Annotated in this window: 21 protein-coding genes and 1 pseudogene; 11 read left to right on the top strand and 11 right to left on the bottom strand. The window is 39.5% G+C overall.

Features of this window, described 5'->3' with window-relative positions; all coding sequences use genetic code 11:
* Positions 1-122 precede the first annotated feature (122 nt).
* From KME09_10565 to KME09_10550, 4 genes are all read right to left on the bottom strand, one after another.
* Positions 123-593 (bottom strand): hypothetical protein, encoded by a 471-nt coding sequence (locus tag KME09_10565; GenBank protein ID MBW4534364.1) that lies wholly within the window; start codon positions 591-593, stop codon positions 123-125.
* 25 nt (positions 594-618) lie between these two features.
* Positions 619-783, bottom strand: a complete 165-nt coding sequence (locus tag KME09_10560) for a hypothetical protein (protein ID MBW4534363.1) — start codon at positions 781-783, stop codon at positions 619-621.
* A 188-nt stretch (positions 784-971) separates the two neighbouring features.
* On the bottom strand, positions 972-2,033 hold the full coding sequence (locus KME09_10555; protein ID MBW4534362.1) for a response regulator: 1,062 nt from the start codon (positions 2,031-2,033) through the stop codon (positions 972-974).
* Between the two features lie 263 nt (positions 2,034-2,296).
* Entirely contained in the window at positions 2,297-4,264 is a 1,968-nt protein-coding gene (locus tag KME09_10550) for a PAS domain S-box protein (GenBank protein MBW4534361.1), read from the bottom strand.
* A gap of 76 nt (positions 4,265-4,340) precedes the next feature.
* Here KME09_10550 and KME09_10545 point away from each other — a divergent pair, with 76 nt between their 5' ends.
* From KME09_10545 to KME09_10525, 5 genes are all read left to right on the top strand, one after another.
* Positions 4,341-4,862 carry a hypothetical protein gene (locus tag KME09_10545; protein MBW4534360.1) on the top strand — a complete coding sequence of 174 codons (522 nt, stop codon included), beginning with the start codon at positions 4,341-4,343 and terminating at the stop codon, positions 4,860-4,862.
* 191 nt (positions 4,863-5,053) lie between these two features.
* Positions 5,054-5,560, top strand: a complete 507-nt coding sequence (locus tag KME09_10540; GenBank protein ID MBW4534359.1) for a DUF1772 domain-containing protein — start codon at positions 5,054-5,056, stop codon at positions 5,558-5,560.
* A 58-nt stretch (positions 5,561-5,618) separates the two neighbouring features.
* Positions 5,619-6,158, top strand: a complete 540-nt coding sequence (locus tag KME09_10535; protein ID MBW4534358.1) for a hypothetical protein — start codon at positions 5,619-5,621, stop codon at positions 6,156-6,158.
* 17 nt (positions 6,159-6,175) lie between these two features.
* The gene (locus tag KME09_10530) at positions 6,176-7,081 is read left to right on the top strand and encodes a DUF3267 domain-containing protein (GenBank protein MBW4534357.1); all 906 of its coding nucleotides are present in this window, start codon (positions 6,176-6,178) and stop codon (positions 7,079-7,081) included.
* Between the two features lie 103 nt (positions 7,082-7,184).
* Positions 7,185-7,562: a response regulator gene (locus KME09_10525; protein ID MBW4534356.1), complete on the top strand. Its 378-nt coding sequence runs from the start codon at positions 7,185-7,187 to the stop codon at positions 7,560-7,562.
* Between the two features lie 341 nt (positions 7,563-7,903).
* Here the strand turns inward: KME09_10525 and KME09_10520 are convergent, their stop codons facing one another.
* On the bottom strand, positions 7,904-8,539 hold the full coding sequence (locus tag KME09_10520; GenBank protein ID MBW4534355.1) for an L-threonylcarbamoyladenylate synthase: 636 nt from the start codon (positions 8,537-8,539) through the stop codon (positions 7,904-7,906).
* Between the two features lie 19 nt (positions 8,540-8,558).
* Positions 8,559-8,822, bottom strand: coding sequence for a DUF1830 domain-containing protein (locus KME09_10515; protein MBW4534354.1), 264 nt, complete (start codon positions 8,820-8,822; stop codon positions 8,559-8,561).
* Positions 8,823-9,403: 581 nt separating this feature from the next.
* On the opposite strand from KME09_10515, the gene KME09_10510 reads away from it, so the two are divergent.
* The 3 genes from KME09_10510 to KME09_10500 all read left to right on the top strand — a co-directional run bounded on the left by KME09_10510 (position 9,404) and on the right by KME09_10500 (position 11,756).
* The gene (locus KME09_10510) at positions 9,404-9,985 is read left to right on the top strand and encodes an HPP family protein (GenBank protein MBW4534353.1); all 582 of its coding nucleotides are present in this window, start codon (positions 9,404-9,406) and stop codon (positions 9,983-9,985) included.
* Between the two features lie 169 nt (positions 9,986-10,154).
* On the top strand, positions 10,155-10,922 hold the full coding sequence (locus tag KME09_10505) for a class I SAM-dependent methyltransferase (GenBank protein MBW4534352.1): 768 nt from the start codon (positions 10,155-10,157) through the stop codon (positions 10,920-10,922).
* A gap of 54 nt (positions 10,923-10,976) precedes the next feature.
* Complete coding sequence (locus tag KME09_10500; GenBank protein ID MBW4534351.1) at positions 10,977-11,756, top strand: cupin domain-containing protein; 780 nt, start codon at positions 10,977-10,979, stop codon at positions 11,754-11,756.
* Positions 11,757-11,940: 184 nt separating this feature from the next.
* Here the strand turns inward: KME09_10500 and KME09_10495 are convergent, their stop codons facing one another.
* From KME09_10495 to KME09_10475, 5 genes and pseudogenes are all read right to left on the bottom strand, one after another.
* Complete coding sequence (locus KME09_10495; protein ID MBW4534350.1) at positions 11,941-12,471, bottom strand: DUF3124 domain-containing protein; 531 nt, start codon at positions 12,469-12,471, stop codon at positions 11,941-11,943.
* Between the two features lie 270 nt (positions 12,472-12,741).
* On the bottom strand, positions 12,742-13,050 hold the full coding sequence (locus KME09_10490) for a (2Fe-2S)-binding protein (protein ID MBW4534349.1): 309 nt from the start codon (positions 13,048-13,050) through the stop codon (positions 12,742-12,744).
* Positions 13,051-13,055: 5 nt separating this feature from the next.
* A pseudogene (locus KME09_10485) lies at positions 13,056-13,136 on the bottom strand (universal stress protein).
* 10 nt (positions 13,137-13,146) lie between these two features.
* Positions 13,147-13,872: an MBL fold metallo-hydrolase gene (locus KME09_10480; GenBank protein MBW4534348.1), complete on the bottom strand. Its 726-nt coding sequence runs from the start codon at positions 13,870-13,872 to the stop codon at positions 13,147-13,149.
* A gap of 53 nt (positions 13,873-13,925) precedes the next feature.
* Positions 13,926-14,570, bottom strand: a complete 645-nt coding sequence (locus KME09_10475) for a universal stress protein (protein ID MBW4534347.1) — start codon at positions 14,568-14,570, stop codon at positions 13,926-13,928.
* 521 nt (positions 14,571-15,091) lie between these two features.
* On the opposite strand from KME09_10475, the gene KME09_10470 reads away from it, so the two are divergent.
* From KME09_10470 to KME09_10460, 3 genes are all read left to right on the top strand, one after another.
* Positions 15,092-16,096: an NADP-dependent oxidoreductase gene (locus tag KME09_10470; protein MBW4534346.1), complete on the top strand. Its 1,005-nt coding sequence runs from the start codon at positions 15,092-15,094 to the stop codon at positions 16,094-16,096.
* A gap of 59 nt (positions 16,097-16,155) precedes the next feature.
* Positions 16,156-18,027 carry a response regulator gene (locus KME09_10465; protein ID MBW4534345.1) on the top strand — a complete coding sequence of 624 codons (1,872 nt, stop codon included), beginning with the start codon at positions 16,156-16,158 and terminating at the stop codon, positions 18,025-18,027.
* A gap of 145 nt (positions 18,028-18,172) precedes the next feature.
* Positions 18,173-18,505: an Hsp20/alpha crystallin family protein gene (locus KME09_10460; protein ID MBW4534344.1), complete on the top strand. Its 333-nt coding sequence runs from the start codon at positions 18,173-18,175 to the stop codon at positions 18,503-18,505.
* Positions 18,506-18,541 lie beyond the last annotated feature (36 nt).

Raw genomic sequence — 18,541 nt, 5'->3', positions numbered from 1 at the left:
CTCTGTTTCTTAGCTCGACGCTAAAATCTATAACCTACATAGAGATTTCTATCACTACCTGAATGGAAGATAAAGACAATCTGGTTATCTTTGATTAGTCGATGGATAAACACCTCAATTAATCAAGGATTTAAAGGATTTTCGGGTGTTTCGGCTTCTATTCTTTGCTTTTGACGTCGGTAGCGTCGCTGCCAGGTGGCAAATACACTACTAAAAGCGAGCGCACCAATAATAATTCCTCCAGAAATGATTCCCTGACGGACAAGAAACTTGGGCTGTCTTTGTCTTTTTGCTATTTGTAGCGACGTTTTGACAATGGAAGCGAATTCATTTGCCAGTCTTTGTGGATTGCTTCCGTGTATTTGGGCATCTAAGGTGGTTACAGTCATTAAATAGCGGTTGTTGACAGAGATAATTGGCAAACCACTACTCTGATCAATTTGCGTCGTAACTTCTAAGCGATCATAATTACTGCTGACAATTTGTTCGAGATTATTTTCAATAGTTGCAACTCGTTGATCGATCGGCTTATTGCCTCCATTGGTGGTTATAGGAGTAGCGAGCGTAAATAATCCACTACCATCCAAGTTCACCGTGCCTGTCTCAACGGCTTCGTCACTAACTATTAGAAACCAGCAAATTGTTAAGCTGCGGTAAATTTAAATTGGGTATTTGCGGAGTTTGTCCAAAGACAGCGGAAGTTGAACAAGAAACTAATATAAAAGCGATCGCGCTTACTCCTACAGTGACAAACTTAGCTTGAATTCGTTGGCGAATTCTCATTCTTCTCTCCTCTCATTTTTATCGCAGTACGTTAATTGGCTAGGATAAGAAATCATCGGCTCGAAAGTAGGAAATAAGAAATAAGAAATAGGAAATAGCTACGTAGTACTCAATTAAACTTCTGCCTCCTGCCTCCTGAAACTAACCTATAACCTATAGCGACTTCTTACTTTTTACTTCTTATTTCTCTATGTCGATATAGCTTCTATTCCAATAAAATGAGTTGGAGCAATTTCAATTTGACAATGTAATTCTTGGATAAGTTTAGATAAGCTTAGAAACTGGGTTTGATCGTAGCAATTTTGTTTCCCAAGCAGTGTCTCTATTTCTTGCGCTATTCGTGACCCTTCGATAAAACCAGCACAACCTAACGCACCTGCTAACTTATGAGCTTCCTGTTCTGCTTTTTGCCGTAATTGCCGACTTAGTTTATTTCGACCTAAAGCTTGAATTGCTAAATCTATTACTGAGAGGCGATCGCTAATTCCCCCTTTAAGAGCGTCTCGAAATTCAGCTACTGCTGATAAAATTTGTTGTTTCATCTCGTTGAGATCTGGCTCGGCTGACTCTTTTTTCAGTAGTTTTAAATGATAACCCAAACCATACACCGTTTCAATCAAATCACTTGGCGCACCTGCTGCTTTGAGTTTTTGCCTTAAGCTTTTAATGTAAGACTTAATCGTATCTTCTTGAGGAGGCTCTTCTAAATTCCATAAAAGATCGACGATCACACTACGACTGAAAACGCGCTGACCGTTCCTGAGAAAAAGCTCCAATAAGGCATATTCTTTGGCTGTAACGTGCAAAACTTGATTGTCATAGGTAACTTGACAGCTACTAGGATCGAGCCGTAAAAGACCCCATTCCAATACCGTCGGCAAAGATGTATTTCCTCGACGCAGTAAAGCGCGAATTCTAGCCAATAACTCTTGAAAATTGAAGGGTTTAACTAAATAATCATCTGCACCTGCATCTAACCCTTTCACCTTGTCGGTTTCGCTATCTTTTGCCGTAATCATCAAAATAGGTGTATGACAACCTTCTTGGCGTAATTGTTGACACAGGTTAATTCCATCTATTTCTGGCAACATGATATCGAGCAAAATTAAGTCATAACTAAATGCAGTCGCCAATTCCCAGCCATTTTGACCATCAGGAGCGACATCGACTATATAATGCTGTTGTTTGCCCAGTATCGTAGTCATAAATTGGGCTATATAATTATCATCCTCAACTACCAAAATTTTCATAAATTAAAGTTGTTTTAAAAAAAAGCGATTAGTAGCAAAATTTGTATCTACCTCAGTAATAATTGTTTTTGTTCCACTTGGCATCTACCAAAAGCAAGTAAAAAAGATACATCTGTATAAAAATGTTTGTTACAGTTTTTTGGTATTCTTCTGACCAAAATTAGAAACCCAAGGATCAATCTCAAACTCCAAGGCTTAAAAATTGCTAAAGCAAAGTTTTTTAAGCGATTGCGCTACCGCACCGCGCAGCCTTCGGATCGCACCTATCCATTCCTTCTGGCAAGACTAGCAACGACAGTAATCAGTTCAATCGCCTTAACTGGTTTGGAAATATGTAATTGAAACCCCTCTGCTAAAGCCTTTTGGTAATCTTCAACTCTAGCATACGCCGTCAAAGCAACAGCAGGTATGCGCCCTCCCATCTCTGATTCGAGTTCTCTAATTTTACGGATGAGTGCATAACCGTCTTTCCCTGGCATACCAATATCGCTAACTAATACATTTGGTCTTTGTCGTTCTAGTCCTGCAATTGCCTCGTCTACCGAATCAACAGTCATAACTTCCGCGCCACATTCTTCAAGTACTACACTCATCCACTCTCGCGCATCCTGATCATCATCCACAACCAAAACCCGCAAACCAGTTAGAGAAATATTAGTTTCTTCTTTTACTTCTTCTGCTTCCTCAACCTCTTCCGCTCTTTCCAAAAGAGGTAAAGTGACTGTAAAAGTAGTTCCCTGTCCTATCCCTAGACTTTCTACTTTTATAGTTCCGCCATGTAGTTTTACTAAATGATGCGCGATCGCCAGTCCTAAACCCAAACCTTTACTCGATCTGGCACTGGTACTATCTACCTGACGGAAGCGGTCAAAGACATGGGGTGAAAATTCGGCAGAGATCCCAATTCCCGTATCAATGACTTGAATTTGAGCATGGCGAATCTTTGTTTGTTGATCGCGACGATCGACTACTGACAATCGCACCTCGACGCGCCCACCTTCGGGGGTAAATTTAATGGCATTGGACAGTAAATTTAATATTACCTGTTGCAAGCGATCCCAATCTCCTCTAATTAAAAGAGATTCTGCAAAAGAAACGAGTATAGACTCTAGATCGATTTCTTTAACATCTGCCGTAGGCTGCACGACTTCAATCGCTGCTCTAATAACGTCAACCAAACCTACCTCACTAAAATGTAGTGAAATTTCACCTCTAACAATACGCGAGACATCTAAAAGATCTTCGATTAGCTGCATTTGCGAATTGGCATTTCGCTCGATTGTTTCAATTGCCATAGCTGTTCTTGCTTCATCTAGCATACCCGTTTGTAACATTCCAGCCCAACCGACAATCGCAGTCATGGGCGTTCGGAGTTCGTGGGAAACGACTGCTAAGAAATCATCTTTGGTATGGTTGGCTGATTCGGCCTCAGCACGTGCCACTTGTTCGCGTCTTAATAGTTCTTCCCGTTCCTCTTCTGCTTGCTTGCGCTCGGTTAGGTCTTGTAAAATCTTAGCAAAACCGCGCAGATTACCTTCTTCATCTCGCAAAGGAGTAACAACACCATGCGCCCAGAAGCTCGTATCATCTTTGCGGACGTGCCAGCGATCATCTTTAGACATCCCTTTAGTTGCAGCATCTTTTAAGGCGCGAGTAGGTATTCCCTGCTTAATGGCTTCTGGCGTAAAAATGAGAGCGAAAGAGCGACCGATAATTTCTGCTTCGCAATAACCTAAGATGCGTTCTGCTCCCAAATTCCAACTTGTAATTTGACCTTTTGGATCTAGCATGAAAATGGCATAGTTCGTAACTCCTTCTAATAAAAGACGATAACGTTCTTCACTCTCTAGCAAGTGAGCGTAATTGCGTTGTGCTTGAAATGCATTAAGTTCAGAGCGATGTTTGGTAGAGCGCAGCCTTGTATTGAGGAAGATAATCAACAAAGCTACTAATATGAATTGAAGTAATCCAACGATGCCATCTCGACTAACTGTTGACAAATCAAGTATAGGTATAAAAAAGTAAACACATAAGATAGCTGCTAGAGTAGTGGCGAACAATCCCGCTCCCATTCCACCGTACCAAGAACTCACCATGACAGCAGCCAGAAACAGTGGATAGAGATGGGGTTGAATCAACCACCATACAAGTTGAGTGAGAATAAAAGCGACAATTACGGCTATTAGGGCAACGCTGTAATGTCTCAAATGCGAGCGATTCAATTCCACCATAATTCACTTCTTTAAAACAGTAATTTTTCCCCGACTTTTCCACTTTTGCGCTTTAACTTTAAAACATAAATTTTGCATGATATTGCTCCTTTTACTGCCTTTTCCCAGCTTCTACGAGCGCGTATTGGATGGGTTGGGCATTTTCTTTTTTTTTATCGAGTCATTAATATCGATAACATTCAAAGCAAGAGCGATCGCTATTTATCTTAGTTTTGGTATTAATATGCAAGGCTTCCGATTAGGTTCTATTTTTGGGTTTGAAATTCGCGTCGATTTATCTTGGTTTCTTATTTTCTTTTTAATCTTGTGGACTTTTATTGGCAGTGTATTCCCCGCCAACTATTCAGGACTCTCCCAAGGGACATATATCGTCATGGGAATCGTGACAACACTGTTATTTTTTGCTTCCCTACTGGCTCACGAACTCTCTCACTCCTTGGTAGCCAGAGCCAAAGGTATTTCTGTAGAAGGCATTACCCTGTTTGCTTTTGGTGGGGTATCACGCACTCGCATGGATGCTGAGACTCCTGGCGATGAATTTCAATACGTGGTGTGCAACTTTAAGCGTTTACAAGAAAAATCGGCGTTGCTGATTTGAAGTATGAAACCGAAAAGTAATCTGTTCGTAGCTTTTAGCTATCAGCTATTAGCTATTAGCTTTTTTAAATTTTGATCATCAACTGAAAAAGTTAAAAATCACATTGTCCTAAAGGATACACCTTCGGATATACCCTTGTGGTATACCTTGATTCAGCAACGCCGAAAAATCTTAATTTACTATTAATGACTATGTTTGTAAGAACCTGGCGTTTTATTACGATTATCTTGGCAGCACTAAGTATGGGAATGGCGTTCTGCCATACGCTAGAGTTGCCAGCTAAGATGAATTATCCTGCGTCATTGTACTTAACGATTCAGCAAAGTTTGTATCGGCAATTTGGCTCGTTTCCTGGCATATTTAGCGAGGTTGGTGCAATCGTTTGTGCGATCGCCTTAACATTCCTCGTTCGCCAACGTCGCCTTGCTTTTAAATGGACGTTAGCTGGAGCAACTTTTCTGGCATTAGCTCTTGTAGTTTGGTTTTCGTTTGTCGCACCTATGAATGCTGAGTTTGCTCAATGGACTGTTGATTCCATTCCAGCAGATTGGACGCAGGGACGAAACCAATGGGGATACTCGCACGCGACACGCTTTGTTCTGCAACTAATTGGATTTAGTGCGCTCCTATTTTCCGTACTGGTTGAAACTTCAAAAAACCGTCTCGCGATCGCGTCACTCCCGAAATTGTACAACTAACCAGACACTAAACATCACAGATACATACTTCAATCTTATATGCCAAAAGGAGGTAAATATGTCTAACCGACAAGAGAAATCGCTACAAGAAAAAGTTACCGAGTTTGTAAAATGTACGCAACGTCGGAATGTCCGTGAGACAATAGTTGCCTGCGCTGTCATTGTTGTCTTCGCTTTAGATATTGCTTACGATATTTACAGGCAGAACGAAAACACTCTCTCGCTCGTTGGAGGCGGAGTGGTAATTTTCGCGCTATTGCTGGACATTACTATCATTTGGTGGCAACTGCGTATTCCTAAATCGGAGCTTTTCGTATTTCCCCCAACTCAGTTTCCAGAGAAGTGGAAGGATCGTATGACCCATCAGGCTCGAATGCTCAGACTTTCTTGGCTCTGGTATCTTTTGCCTTTATTCTTGGGACTTTGTATCTATCTTCCGAGCGTTTATGACGCATCTTCCGATCTTGTCATCGTGCTACTTTTGATTATAGCGACTGTCTATACTGGAGTATGGCGATTGAATCTAAAAGCTGCCAAGCGGCTCGAAAGGGATCGCGACGCTTGGTTTGGCAAGATTTATCAAAGACAGACGTTATGAAGAGGGGTAAAACAATCTTGATAAGTCAGATAAATCGAGATGAACCAATTTACACTTTTCGTTTGACTAACGAAGTTGCTTTACGTTGGACTAGCCTGAGTATCGTGCTGTTTATAGTCGCAGCCGCAGGGATTAGCACATTTTACACGACCGTTCACGGACAGTCATGGACTTTAGATGCTGGCGATCGCTCGATTAACCAAGCTTGGCAAACAATTATCGTATTACTCTACTTCCTTGGTGTCCCGATTGGAACATTTATCATCCATGAGTTGATACATGGTCTGGCTTTCGCCGTTTTTGGTGGTAAACCGCGCTATGGAGTCGGTATCAAATTTTTTATGCTTTATCTGTACGCTACTTCGTCCAATTACCTTTTTTCACGTAATGCCTTCCTAACGATCAGTTTAGCCCCTTTAATTGTTATTGATGCGATCGCATTATTATTACTAGCTATTTTTCCGCAAGCACCTTGGTTGGGTTGGATAGTAGTATTTAACACGGCTGGAGCTATTGGAGATATCTGGATGGCGACATTATTGTTGCGTTGTCCGTCCTCGATAGCCGTAGAAGATCGCAAAGCAGGTATGGCAATTTACGCACCTCCCAATCTAAACCCTAGATCGCTTCTTTTTCAAAAAAGACGTGAAAAGATTAAATCTCGGTTGTGGTCTTTATTAGATGTGATCGTTTCAGTCGTTGCTGCACTGATTGTCGTTAGTTTTGTTCTACCATTGTTATTCGATATTTTGCAAGTACCTTCGTTTGCAATTGGCACAGATAGTTGGTGGATTGTACGTTGGGAGAATAACGCTCAAGGATTTAATCTGGCACTTGATTTGTTTCCCCTACTAGCGATCGCGGCAGTATTGATTCTTTTAACAATTTTACTAAGGCTAGCAATCGCTCGATCAAGAATTTAGAAGAGTCAAACACGATCAATTTTTTAGTCGCCAAAAATCTATTTTTCCCCACTCAACCGAGAATTGCTATAACTTGAAAACTTAAGCTTAAAATTTACTGACAATGAGCCTCAAAAAAATTTTAGTCATTGATGACGATGATGACATTCGCAAATTAATTCAAACCTGCTTAGAAATTCTCGGAAAATGGCAAGTCATCACGGCTGCTTCTGGCATGGAAGGATTAAACCTAGCTCAAATCAAACGACCAAATGCAATTCTTTTAGATGTAATGATGCCCGATGTGGATGGTTTGACGACGTTTAAAAGGTTACAATCAAATTCAATGACAAATGATATTCCCGTAATTTTACTGACAGCTAGAAAAGGATCTATTGATCCGCAATTTACCGAGTTAGGGATCAAAGGCGTAATTACTAAACCGTTCAATCCTTTAAAAATAGCAGAACAAGTTGCAGTAGCTTTTAAAGCTAATTTGTAAAGAAAATATTTAGGCTCAGGTTTGTCATATTCAACTCCCTGAATGGAAAATTGATGTTGTAGTTCACGACTTTAGACCAGCTTTAAAAGATATACTATAAAAGATATTGTCAAACAAGGGTTAAAAACAGGATTACAAGTATCAGCTAAACGAGCTAGTCGAATTGTTCATTATCTCTGAAACTAAGAGAAAAGCTGTTGTAGAGCCAAACACAATAACTGATTATTTCGGCGGGAAAACGGTGATGATAGTAAAGATTTTTCTTCATCTTTTCATTATTTCATACCCGTTTTCCTTAACCTGACAATATCAGTCTATTGACACCTCTCTCTGGCCAACTATTACTTCATCATGTGGGAAGGAAGAACAATCTGAGGAAGTAATGGTCTGAGGTCGTCTACGGAAACTGTACCATAGGTCATAATAGTTGGCACTTCTACTGTAAAATCTACTAAAGTGCTACTTCTGCCGTGTTTACTCTCGCCACCATCGACAATAAAATCAACTTTGTCGCCAAAAAACTTGACCGCTAGCTCGGCATTGCTTGCTTGAATGCCTGCAAAAGCAGCAGAAGTTCCCACAATGGGAAAAGGTATTTCCATGATGAGATCGTAAATAAATCGATCTGGACAGGTGACAAAAACATTTTTAAATCCGTTTGTTACTGCTTCGGATAAAGTAGATTTAGCGCGCATAATCATCGTCACGGGATAGGGAAAATGATTCATCATTTGCAAAGCGAATTGGTCTACTTCCACCACTTGCTCTGCTTTTTCTTTGCGAGTAAAAATGCCTAGAGGTTGGGGGGAAGAAAAGGCTTTAATTTGTCTGAGTCGAGTGACAGCCTCTATATCTTTGCCATTAGCAACTAAAGCATAAACAGTATCTGTAGGAAGAATGATGACTTCGCCAGCTTTTAGGCGGCTCTTAATTTCGGGGATTAAATTTCGATTGAGTTTAACTACTTGACTATTCATTTGGATTAAAAATTGAAGTTTAATTTATTTTTAGTTTCTGACAGGAAATGTTGTCTATCAAGATGGCTGTAATATTATCAGCGGAGAAAATTTTTAAGATAGCTTTAATTGACGTAATAAAAACAATCTTTTGACCAGGTAAAACTGCTTTTTCCCAATAGTAGTTGGGTATATTGGTAATCTTAATTATTTGCCAATTACTACTCAAATTTTGATAAGCACATAAAATTTTTTTATCAAGCTCATTTGTGATATTTCTGGTAATTTTACTGTTAATATTCATTTTTTAGGTTCAACTTACCAATTAATCTTATTTAGCTGATTTACATTTAAATTGCATATCCAACATGATTAAAATATTTAAATAAATTTCTTTCTCCTTTTGTGATCTAATTAGTTTTAAATTTAGAGCAGTTATCTGAGGAACTTATGAGGAAAAATAAACTTCAGATTGAAGTATAGCTAGAGCATGCTAGATCAGATAACGATCGCCAGTTTTTTTGATTTCTAGTCTTCCTGTAATTACACCATGTAGTTGTTAGGCGATCGCTAAATCTTGAAAGATGGAGATTTGCTGTAATTGAGCTAGCGACGAGTAACCTTTAGCTAACATTTATTGGAAAATATTCCCAGTTTATTTAAGCCAAAAATTAGAACCTAAAAAGTGGGATCGATCTATAAGCAAGCCTTAAGCAAGGTATTAGATATTTCTGTATCTTTAAATACTTTAATGCTGTTTTGTCATGATATTTTAACAAAAACCATGATATATTAACAACAATAAACAATTACCTAGGTCGAGATTATTTTAACTAATGATCACGGATGCGTAGTCGCTCCTATAATCGATACTGTTAAAAAATAATGCTGTTAAGAAATAATACGGTAAGAAAAAAATTCTCTCAAAAAGGCACTAATAAGAGTGTTTTAAGGCGTTGGATACGTAAATTTCACAGTTTGCGAAAGAGTCGAAAACACCAACCAAAATTTTCCTGGCAACATATTTTACTTTCTTATGTTGGTAGTTTTATTGGCATTGCAGTTTTAGCTTATCTTTCAGTTTATAGTTCTTATCCTTTGATTGCTGCACCTTTTGGAGCAACTGCGGTATTAGTGTTTGGTGTTCCTGATAGTCCCTTAGCTCAACCACGCAATGTTATTGGGGGAAATTTAATCGGTGCGTTGACCTGCGTATTTTTAGTACATTTATTTGGTACAGCCCCTTGGGTTATGGCTCTAGCGGTAGCTACTACGATTAAATTAATGCAATTAACTAGAACAGTACATCCACCATCAGGAGCAGTCGCTTTAATCGGAGTTTTGAGTAGTGCAGATTGGCACTTTATTTTTACTCCGGCTTTGGCGGGGTCGATCGGAATCGTTTTAGTTACTATAATTTTTAATAATTTGGCTCCTGGTAGACCTTATCCTAAACATTGGTTGTAAACTTTTATTTAAAAGAGTTTTGCCTACTTTTTCGATCCTTTAAAAAATTACCGTAACCTGCGCTCGATGCTTTTAAACAAAACTTTATTCTCAAACAAAACATGAGCTACCTCAAAGACGAGTCATAAAATTAATGTCAGAGTAAGAGTATCGAGTTGGGATATAACTCATGACAACTACTCTTAATTTTGCTACCGTCCCTGGTTATCAAGTCTTAGCAGCAGCAGGAAAGAGAATATTACGTCCTGGAGGAAAAGCAGCCACAGAACAATTGTTTACTTGGGCTAATTTCCAACCAGGAGAAACGGTATTAGAATTGGCAGCAAGCTGTGGCGAAAGTGCTATTGAAATAACTAAAAGATTTAACGTGCGTGTAGTGGGCATCGAAAAAAACCCTAATAGCGTGGCTAAAGCTAGGGAAAATATCAAAGCTGCGGGATTATCAGACCAAGTGACTATTTTAGAAGGAGATATTTTTCAATTAGATAAGATTACAGACAAGTTTGATTATGTCTTAGCCGAAGCGATCCTCACCATGCAGTCGGATGTAGGGAAAGCCGCGATATTATCAGGAATTAGAAACTGTCTCAAACCAGGGGGTAAGTTTCTTTCCCATGAAATGTTTGTCCGCGATCATGCTGAACAAGTGCGTAAAAGCTTATCTAAATCTATTCGAGTCAATGCTAATCCTTTAACTGTCTCGGAGTGGTCGAAGGCTTGTAAAGATGCTGGTTTAAATATACAGCAACAGCAAACAGGAAAAATGGGATTACTTAATCTCGATCAAATGATCAGGGATGAAGGTTTATTAGGAACAGTCAAAATTATCTCGAATGTTTTAACTAAACCCAGTCTGCGTCACAGAGTCAAAAAGATGCGCCGTAGCTTTCAACAACAGGGAAAAAACATCGGTTATATCGTTTTTATCAGTCAGTAGAGACGTGATATACCGAGTGTAATAAATAAACAACAAAAGACCAAGGAGAAAATCATGACAGTCGCAACAGCTAACAATTCTTTTAATGCTACATTACAGGATTTAATTGAATACCCCACCAATGGGATCGACAGTAAAGTTTTATTCAAAGATAACAACAGTCAATACAGCTTATTCTGTTTAGCAGCAGGTACAGATCTTGACGAACATTCCTCCACTCGTAATGCGGTCATAACTGTAATTGAAGGTACAGGAAATCTTAATTTAGAAGGAAAAGATATCGCTTTAGCCCCAGGAGTATTTATTTTTATACCTGCTAATGCACCCCATACAGTGCAAGCGAAAGAAAATCTAGCATTTACTCTGGCTTTTTCCGAACATTTTCCAGCGAAGAAGGGAGTTAGTCAAAAAACTATTGAGATCGTCAAATCCACCGCCCCCGTAATTAAACTACACGGTAAAAAAATTACTACTCGGATGTACGAAATTATGTTTGATACCTATCCAGAAGTGAAAGCACAGTTCGATCTGGCTGCACAGGCTAATGGGACTCAACCCGCTAAACTTGCTACTGCTGTTTATAGTTACGCTACTCATATTGACGATCTAGAATCTTTAAAAGGAATGGTAGATAAAATTGCTCATCGTCACGTACAAACCTATGTTTTACCAGAACAGTATCCGATAGTGGGAGAATGTTTGTTACAGGCAATTAAGGATGTGTTGGGAGATGCAGCGACCGAAGAAGTGATGACCGCTTGGATTGAAGCTTATCAAGCCTTAGCTGGGGTGTTTATTAATCGAGAACAACAAATCTATCAAAACGCTTCGTAATCTCGATCGTTATTTATAGCAATATGGATTTATCTTAGGACACTTATTACTTTGGCGTTGATGAAGGCGTAATGTTTTTGATAAAAGTGTCAACGAAAAATCAACAAACGATCCAAGAATTTTCTTTAACAACTGTCGCTCGATGGCTCGATCTAGCAATTGATGAGTGAAAAAACAGCTTATTTTATTTTTGCTCCTCCCTCCAACTTTTGATAACTCGACCATTACTAATTAAAGAAAGTCCTTGAGTGCTTGGTGTATGAATCATGACTGCTTCAACAACAGGATCGGATACTTCTTTGGTAGCAACCCATTCCACAATAAAACTCGCTCCAACTCCGCCAGTTGTATCGTCTAGATTAACTATAAAATTTGTTGTTGCTAAAGGGTTGAGTTCTACAGGTTGCTCTAAATACTTGCGAACGAGTTCGCCATTAGTATTGTGATAGCTTGTCGAAGTAACAATAATTGGGTTGGTCAAATCCGTATTGCGGATACTCAGTGTAGTAGCAAATTCTCGAATTCGATCGCGATCGAAATAATAAATATGCGAGTAAACAGGAACGTAAACCGTTTGACCTCTGACAAGCTTAACCGTGTTATTTAAATTTACGACTTTCAATTGAGAAATAGGCTCTTGTGGAGGTTGTGCATTATTACAACCTGTCAAAAATATGCTGACAATTATTAGATAACAATAAAAATATTGCTTCATTGACAATAAAATCTCATTCTTAAAAAGAATCTCATTTTTGATGTTCTTCCGCTCGCTCAAAAATATTAGGAGAAATTGGTTAGAATGTCACTACATCTTTGGATAGAAATAGCTAAAAACAACTTTATAGATAGTTAACGGACAACGCGAAGAATTTTATCTTGTTTTGGAGGACAACTTCCTCGACATCGTAGTTACTAATTGTAATATATAATTCACATCAAACCTGGCGATCGCCAGGTTTGTCAAGGAGTTTAATCATGGTTGATGCTAACGAGAAGGTTTTGGTTTAGTTATAACCTTGACTGAACCATTAACCATAGCTTGACAAGCTAAACGATAATTATTTGGTTTCTTCTTCAATTTACGTTTTTCAAAATCTGTTTTGGGAGACAAGTTTTCTATTCCCTCGGCGATTTCAACCACGCAAGTACCACACTGTCCATACCCACCACAGTTTCTTAGTTTACCTCCCAAGGTATAAATATCAACTTTATTTTGAAGGGCTTTCTCGCGTAAATTAGAACCCATCGCTGCGATCGCTTCTTTATCTTCTTTTACAAAGGTAATAGTCGTCATAAAAATTCTCTTAAAGATACAGCAGTTTCAAAAACATTTCTGCTCGCTGGCGAACGATCTATTGCCACTAAAATTTTGTCAAACATCTCAATTTATCTAAGCTACTGTGCGAGAATGTTCTTCAAGTAAATGCTTGAAATTCTTGTGCCAGCTATCAAATTCTGTAACAAAATTATATCCGCAGACGGTTAAGAGCGAGCGCTCGGAAATAATTTCTAGTATCCGTGCTGCACGTTTACGTGTTTCGTTTTGCGGGCCAAAAGGGTTAAATCGCATTTTCGACCCTGGAGGAAAGGCATAGTCGCAAATAAACAACACCTTGCCATAGATATACAGGGTAAAACCTGGCGTATGTCCACCTATATGGAAAGCTTCAATACCATGCTCGCTAAAGTCACCCTCAAATTTTTGATCGACTGGAAATTGTCTAGCAAGTGGATGTTTGGCATCGAGAGCGTGCAGATAAACTTTCGCATCCCAGGCTTCACGATACTGGTTGGATGCACCCATAAAATCCTTGTGAGTAAAGTAGATCGCTTCTACTGGTTTCAAGTCGGGATCGAATACTGAGGGACAATCAATCCAAACAGCAGCATCATCTGTTTCAATGCGATAAGCAGCGTGTTCTAAACCAAGACGAGGCACGGATAGCAACTGCGTAACGTAGTCATTTACACGATACGGTGTTACTTGATAGATCTGTTGTGCCTCATCCCAAGAAACAAACTTATTATGATTTGCTCCGCAAAACGGACAGACATCAGGTATATCGCCAATCATGTTATAGCCACAAACAGTGCAAATAGATTGATTATGATTCATTTCCTATTCCTCCAGAAATATTAAGTTTTTTGTTGTTTCAAGGTACGACTTAGTTAGATTTTGCTGAAGATTGGGATTTTTTTTTCCAACTGAGAAATTGATTTAGCTACAAATTCACGTTTTCTAAAAGTTGATTTTTCAGAAGTAGAAGTAGTTAATTCTCGTTGCTTGTCCTGAAACGATTGAGAATCAGAATTGATCGAGAGAGATGACGAGGTGTTGCCAGTTTTATGCACAATGAAAACCGAGCAAGGGGCATGGTGGGTTACATAATTACTAACGCTACCTAGAAACATCTCTTTAATACCAGACAAACCTCTACTACCGACCAAGATCAAATCTGCCGACCATGCTTGGGCTAAGTCGCAGATATCTTGTCCAGGATTACCCCAAAATTGGGTAAATTCAGCGTCAACTCCTGCGGTTGTTGCTTCTTTAACAAGGGAGCGCAAAAATTCTAATCCTTCTTCTTCAAATTTTTGCCACTGTTCTTCATACGCTTTGAGAAGTACTTCGCTTATCACATTGTATCTGATACTAGAGTAGACAAACAGAGTTGGATTTTGTCTTTCTTCATTGGATAAAACGTGCAGCAGCATCAAGCTTGCTCCAGTTGTTTTTGCCAGAGATATAGCAATTTCAAAAACCTCCCTGCTGGTGATTGAACGGTCTATTGCTACTAAAATTTTCTTAAACATCTTAATTACCTCGCTTAAATAATATATAGGCAAGTAATTTGAGGAACTTATGAGGAAAATTTTTCCTAGAAAAAATAGCGATCGCACATCATCCACTTATAATAAGCTTGCTAAAGTGAAGAAAAACCCCAAATTATACTCAAAACCTAGATGAGACTTTTATTGGTAGACGATGACGAAGTGTTGCTAGATGCACTATCTAACCATCTCATCGCTCAAAAATATTGGGAGAAATTGGTTAGAATGTCACTACATCTTTGGATAGAAATAGCTAAAAACAACTTTATAGATAGGGTTTAGCAAATATTTAAATCGCGTTTTAATTGTATAAATTTTACTAAAACGGTCTAAAGATAGAGGCTATATTGGACAAATTTTGTAAGTATTTTATTGATTGCGGAAGAAACCAAGCTAACATTCAATCGAAACTCGACGAAGTGAAACGTCGAAAAATGGAAAATAAGTTGAGAAATCAAGAAGCTTGACCATAAATAAAAAGAAAACAAAACTAGGTTATTTATATGTCTCAGATCACCAGCCGCGAGATTCAGTTAGCCTCCCGCCCGAAAGGGATTCCAACCACAGATAACTTTACTTTCACACAGACGGAACTAGAGCCACTTCAAGATGGACAGGTACTCGTTCGCAACCTCTATATGTCGGTAGATCCATATATGCGCAGTCGCATGAACGATAGTAAATCCTATGTTCCACCCTATGAGTTAGGTAAACCTCTTGAAGGCGGCGCAGTCGGCGAGGTGATCGAGTCCCGCACTAGAGAATTCAAGCCAGGAGATATCGTCACTTCCAACTTTGGCTGGCGGGAATACTTCATAGCTACGCCGAAAGCTTTGCATCCAGTCAGTAGCGAGATTCAACCGCTATCGGTTTACTTAGGCGCGCTCGGCATGACGGGCATGACTGCCTGGGTTGGGTTGAATTTGGTTGAGGTTAAAGCTGGCGACGTGATTTTTATTTCGGGAGCTGCTGGCGCGGTGGGAAGTGTGGCTGGACAACTAGCGAAATTACGCGGGTGCCGTGTTATCGGGGCTGCTGGTTCAACAGAAAAGGTTAAGTTTCTCATGGAAGAATGCGGATTTGATGTCGCTTTTAATTACAAGGCTAGCCCGATTCTCGAACAATTGAACTTGGCCGCGCCAGATGGGATTGATGTCTATTTTGATAATGTCGGCGGTGAAATGCTCGAAGCGGCTCTTTCAGCGTTACGTGTACATGGCCGAATCATCGCTTGTGGTGGTATCTCAGGTTACAACCAGGAAAAGCCGCAGCCTGGTCCTTCCAATCTCTTGAATATGGCTACTAAACGATTGACGATGAAAGGGTTGATTGTTAGAGATTCACTAAATCTTCAGGGTGAATTTGAACGGGAAGTGGGGAGCTATTTCCGAGCTGGCAAACTGAAGAATAAAGAAACGGTGGTGACGGGACTTGACCAAGCGGTGGGCGCGTTTATCGGCCTTTTCGAGGGAAAAAATGTTGGCAAGATGGTAGTGAAGTTGGACTAGGTAGCGACGCGCTCGCGGAGGGTTCTGTTGCAAAAAAAATAAACAGACAAAAAAACTCGATGAGACTTTTATTGGTAGACGATGATGAAGTGTTGCTAGATGCACTATCTAACCATCTCATCGCTCAAAGATATGCGGTAGATATTGCTTCTGATGGTGAGGAAGCATGGGAATATATTACGCTTTTTAACTACGATTTGGTGGTTTTAGATGTGATGTTGCCCAAAATTGATGGCATTAGTCTGTGTAAAAAACTTCGCGATCGCGATTATAGTGTGCCAGTTCTAATGTTAACTGCTCGCGATCACAGCACCGATATTGTCAAGGGTTTTGATGCGGGGGCTGATGATTATCTAGTTAAGCCATTTAATTTTGATGAGCTTACGGTGCGAATTCGTGTCCTACTACCACGAGAAGGTCAAGCTTCATCATCTACATTAAAGTGGGGTAATCTGGGTCTCAATCTTAATAGCTTAGAAGCATTTTATAATGAGAAACCGTTAAATTTAACAGCAAAAGAGTATGCTTTGTTAGAGCTATTTTTACGCAACCACAATCGTGTTTTTAGCCTTGAGGGAGTTATTGAAAATCTCTGGACTTTTGAAGATCCGCCGACTGAAGGAGCAGTTAGGACACATATTAAAACACTACGTCAAAAGTTGAAAGAGGCAGGTGCAGCCAAAGATTTGATTGAGACGGTTTACGGCATAGGCTACCGTCTTAAGCCACTACCAGATAAAGCAGAATCACAAACTGACTCTGTAGCTAATACCGCAGTCGAATCTGCCGATCCAGCAGAAATTGCTAATCTTTGGCTGCAACACAAAGAAGCAATGTTCGATCGCTTAGTAGTTTTAGAGAATGTAGCGATCGCCTTAAAAACAAATAATTTCAACCAAGAATTAAAACGGGAAGCGATCTTAGCAGCCCACAAATTAGCGGGTTCTCTAGGAAGTCTGGGCTTTTATAATGGCTCGAAGCTAGCACGAGAACTAGAAGCCTTTCTCGATGCTGAAACTTTTCCTCAGCCAGACCAAATCGAGCCTTTTAGTAGATCGCTTAACGACTTGAGAGATAAATTTAACAGTTACAATCCTGGATCTAATTTAGTTTTAGACAGTTTTCCCTTATTGTTAATTGTTGATAACGATCGCGATTTTACTGAGCAATTAGCAACCCAAGCAGCAGCGCATAATCTGCGAACGGCGATCGCGATAACTGCATCAGAAGCACCAGAAATAATTCAGCGAGATCGCCCTGCGATTGTTTTGCTCAGGATATTTCAGATTAGAACCAAAACGGATCGAGATAGTCCGATAGATAGTTTAGATTTACTAGCACAACTACACCAGCAAAAGCCCTTACTACCTATTGTGGTAATTGTCTCAGAAACAGCCTTATTTAACACCGATAAAAATTTTACCGAGCGTCTTAAAATTATGCGCGGTAAAAAACATACTTTATTGGTGCAGCCCGTAACTTCAACTCAGGCAATGAATGCTGTATCTCAACTGCTGCGACGTTCTGGGGCTGAAACTAAGATAACTATTGTCGATGATGATTCCTTATTCATAGAGGCAATGCGGACAAGTCTCAAACCTTGGGGATTTGAAATTACCACCCTTAATGACCCTCATCAGTTTTGGCAAGTTCTTCAAGCTACTTCACCCGACCTAGTGATATTAGATATAGAAATGCCAGATGTTAATGGCATTGAATTATGTCGTATGCTACGAAGTGACCCAAACTGGAGTCATTTACCCGTTCTGTTTCTCACCGTTCATCAAGACTTACAAACTCAGGAGCAAGCATTTTATATCGGTGCGGACGATTACATCAGCAAACCAGTTACGGGAACACAATTAGCTACTCGCATCCTCAATCGCCTATCGCGAATCCGCACAATTCAAAGCAAAACACCTAACCCCTAATACTTGATTTAATTTCCTCATAAGTTCCTCAAAACTTTTGCTTAATCTAAAACTAGTAAAGGTGAAAAACCCCGCCCTCAAACGACGGAGTTTTTTCTCCGTTGATAAAAACTAATTTCCCTAAAATTACTAGGAGGGATTATTAATGAGCGAACAAAATCAAACTTGGTGTCCAAACATCGAATTCAATGAAACCGATGAAGAGTTAATTCTTAAGGCAGAACTTCCAGGAGTTAAAATCGAAGATCTAATTATTAATGCCCGAATTAGATTTGTTTCGATTTTGGGAATTTGCAACCCAGATAAGTCTACAGACGAAAAAGAACTAATTCCTTCTCAATTGAATTACGGGCAGATTAAATGTCATACTCGTTTACCTGTAGCAATTCAAACCGAAAAAACTAGAGCCGAATTTATTGATGGGGTGCTAACTATAACCATGCCCAAGCTAGGGGTAGCAAGTGCAGTTAACTTCTAAATATTAGCCATTATTAACCAGCTAAATAAGTTACAG

This window comes from Pleurocapsa minor HA4230-MV1 (assembly GCA_019359095.1).
GTDB classification, from domain to species: Bacteria; Cyanobacteriota; Cyanobacteriia; order Cyanobacteriales; family Xenococcaceae; genus Waterburya; species Waterburya minor.
The sequence above is the reverse complement of the archived record's forward strand: the minus strand, read 5'-3'. Positions and strand labels throughout refer to the sequence as shown.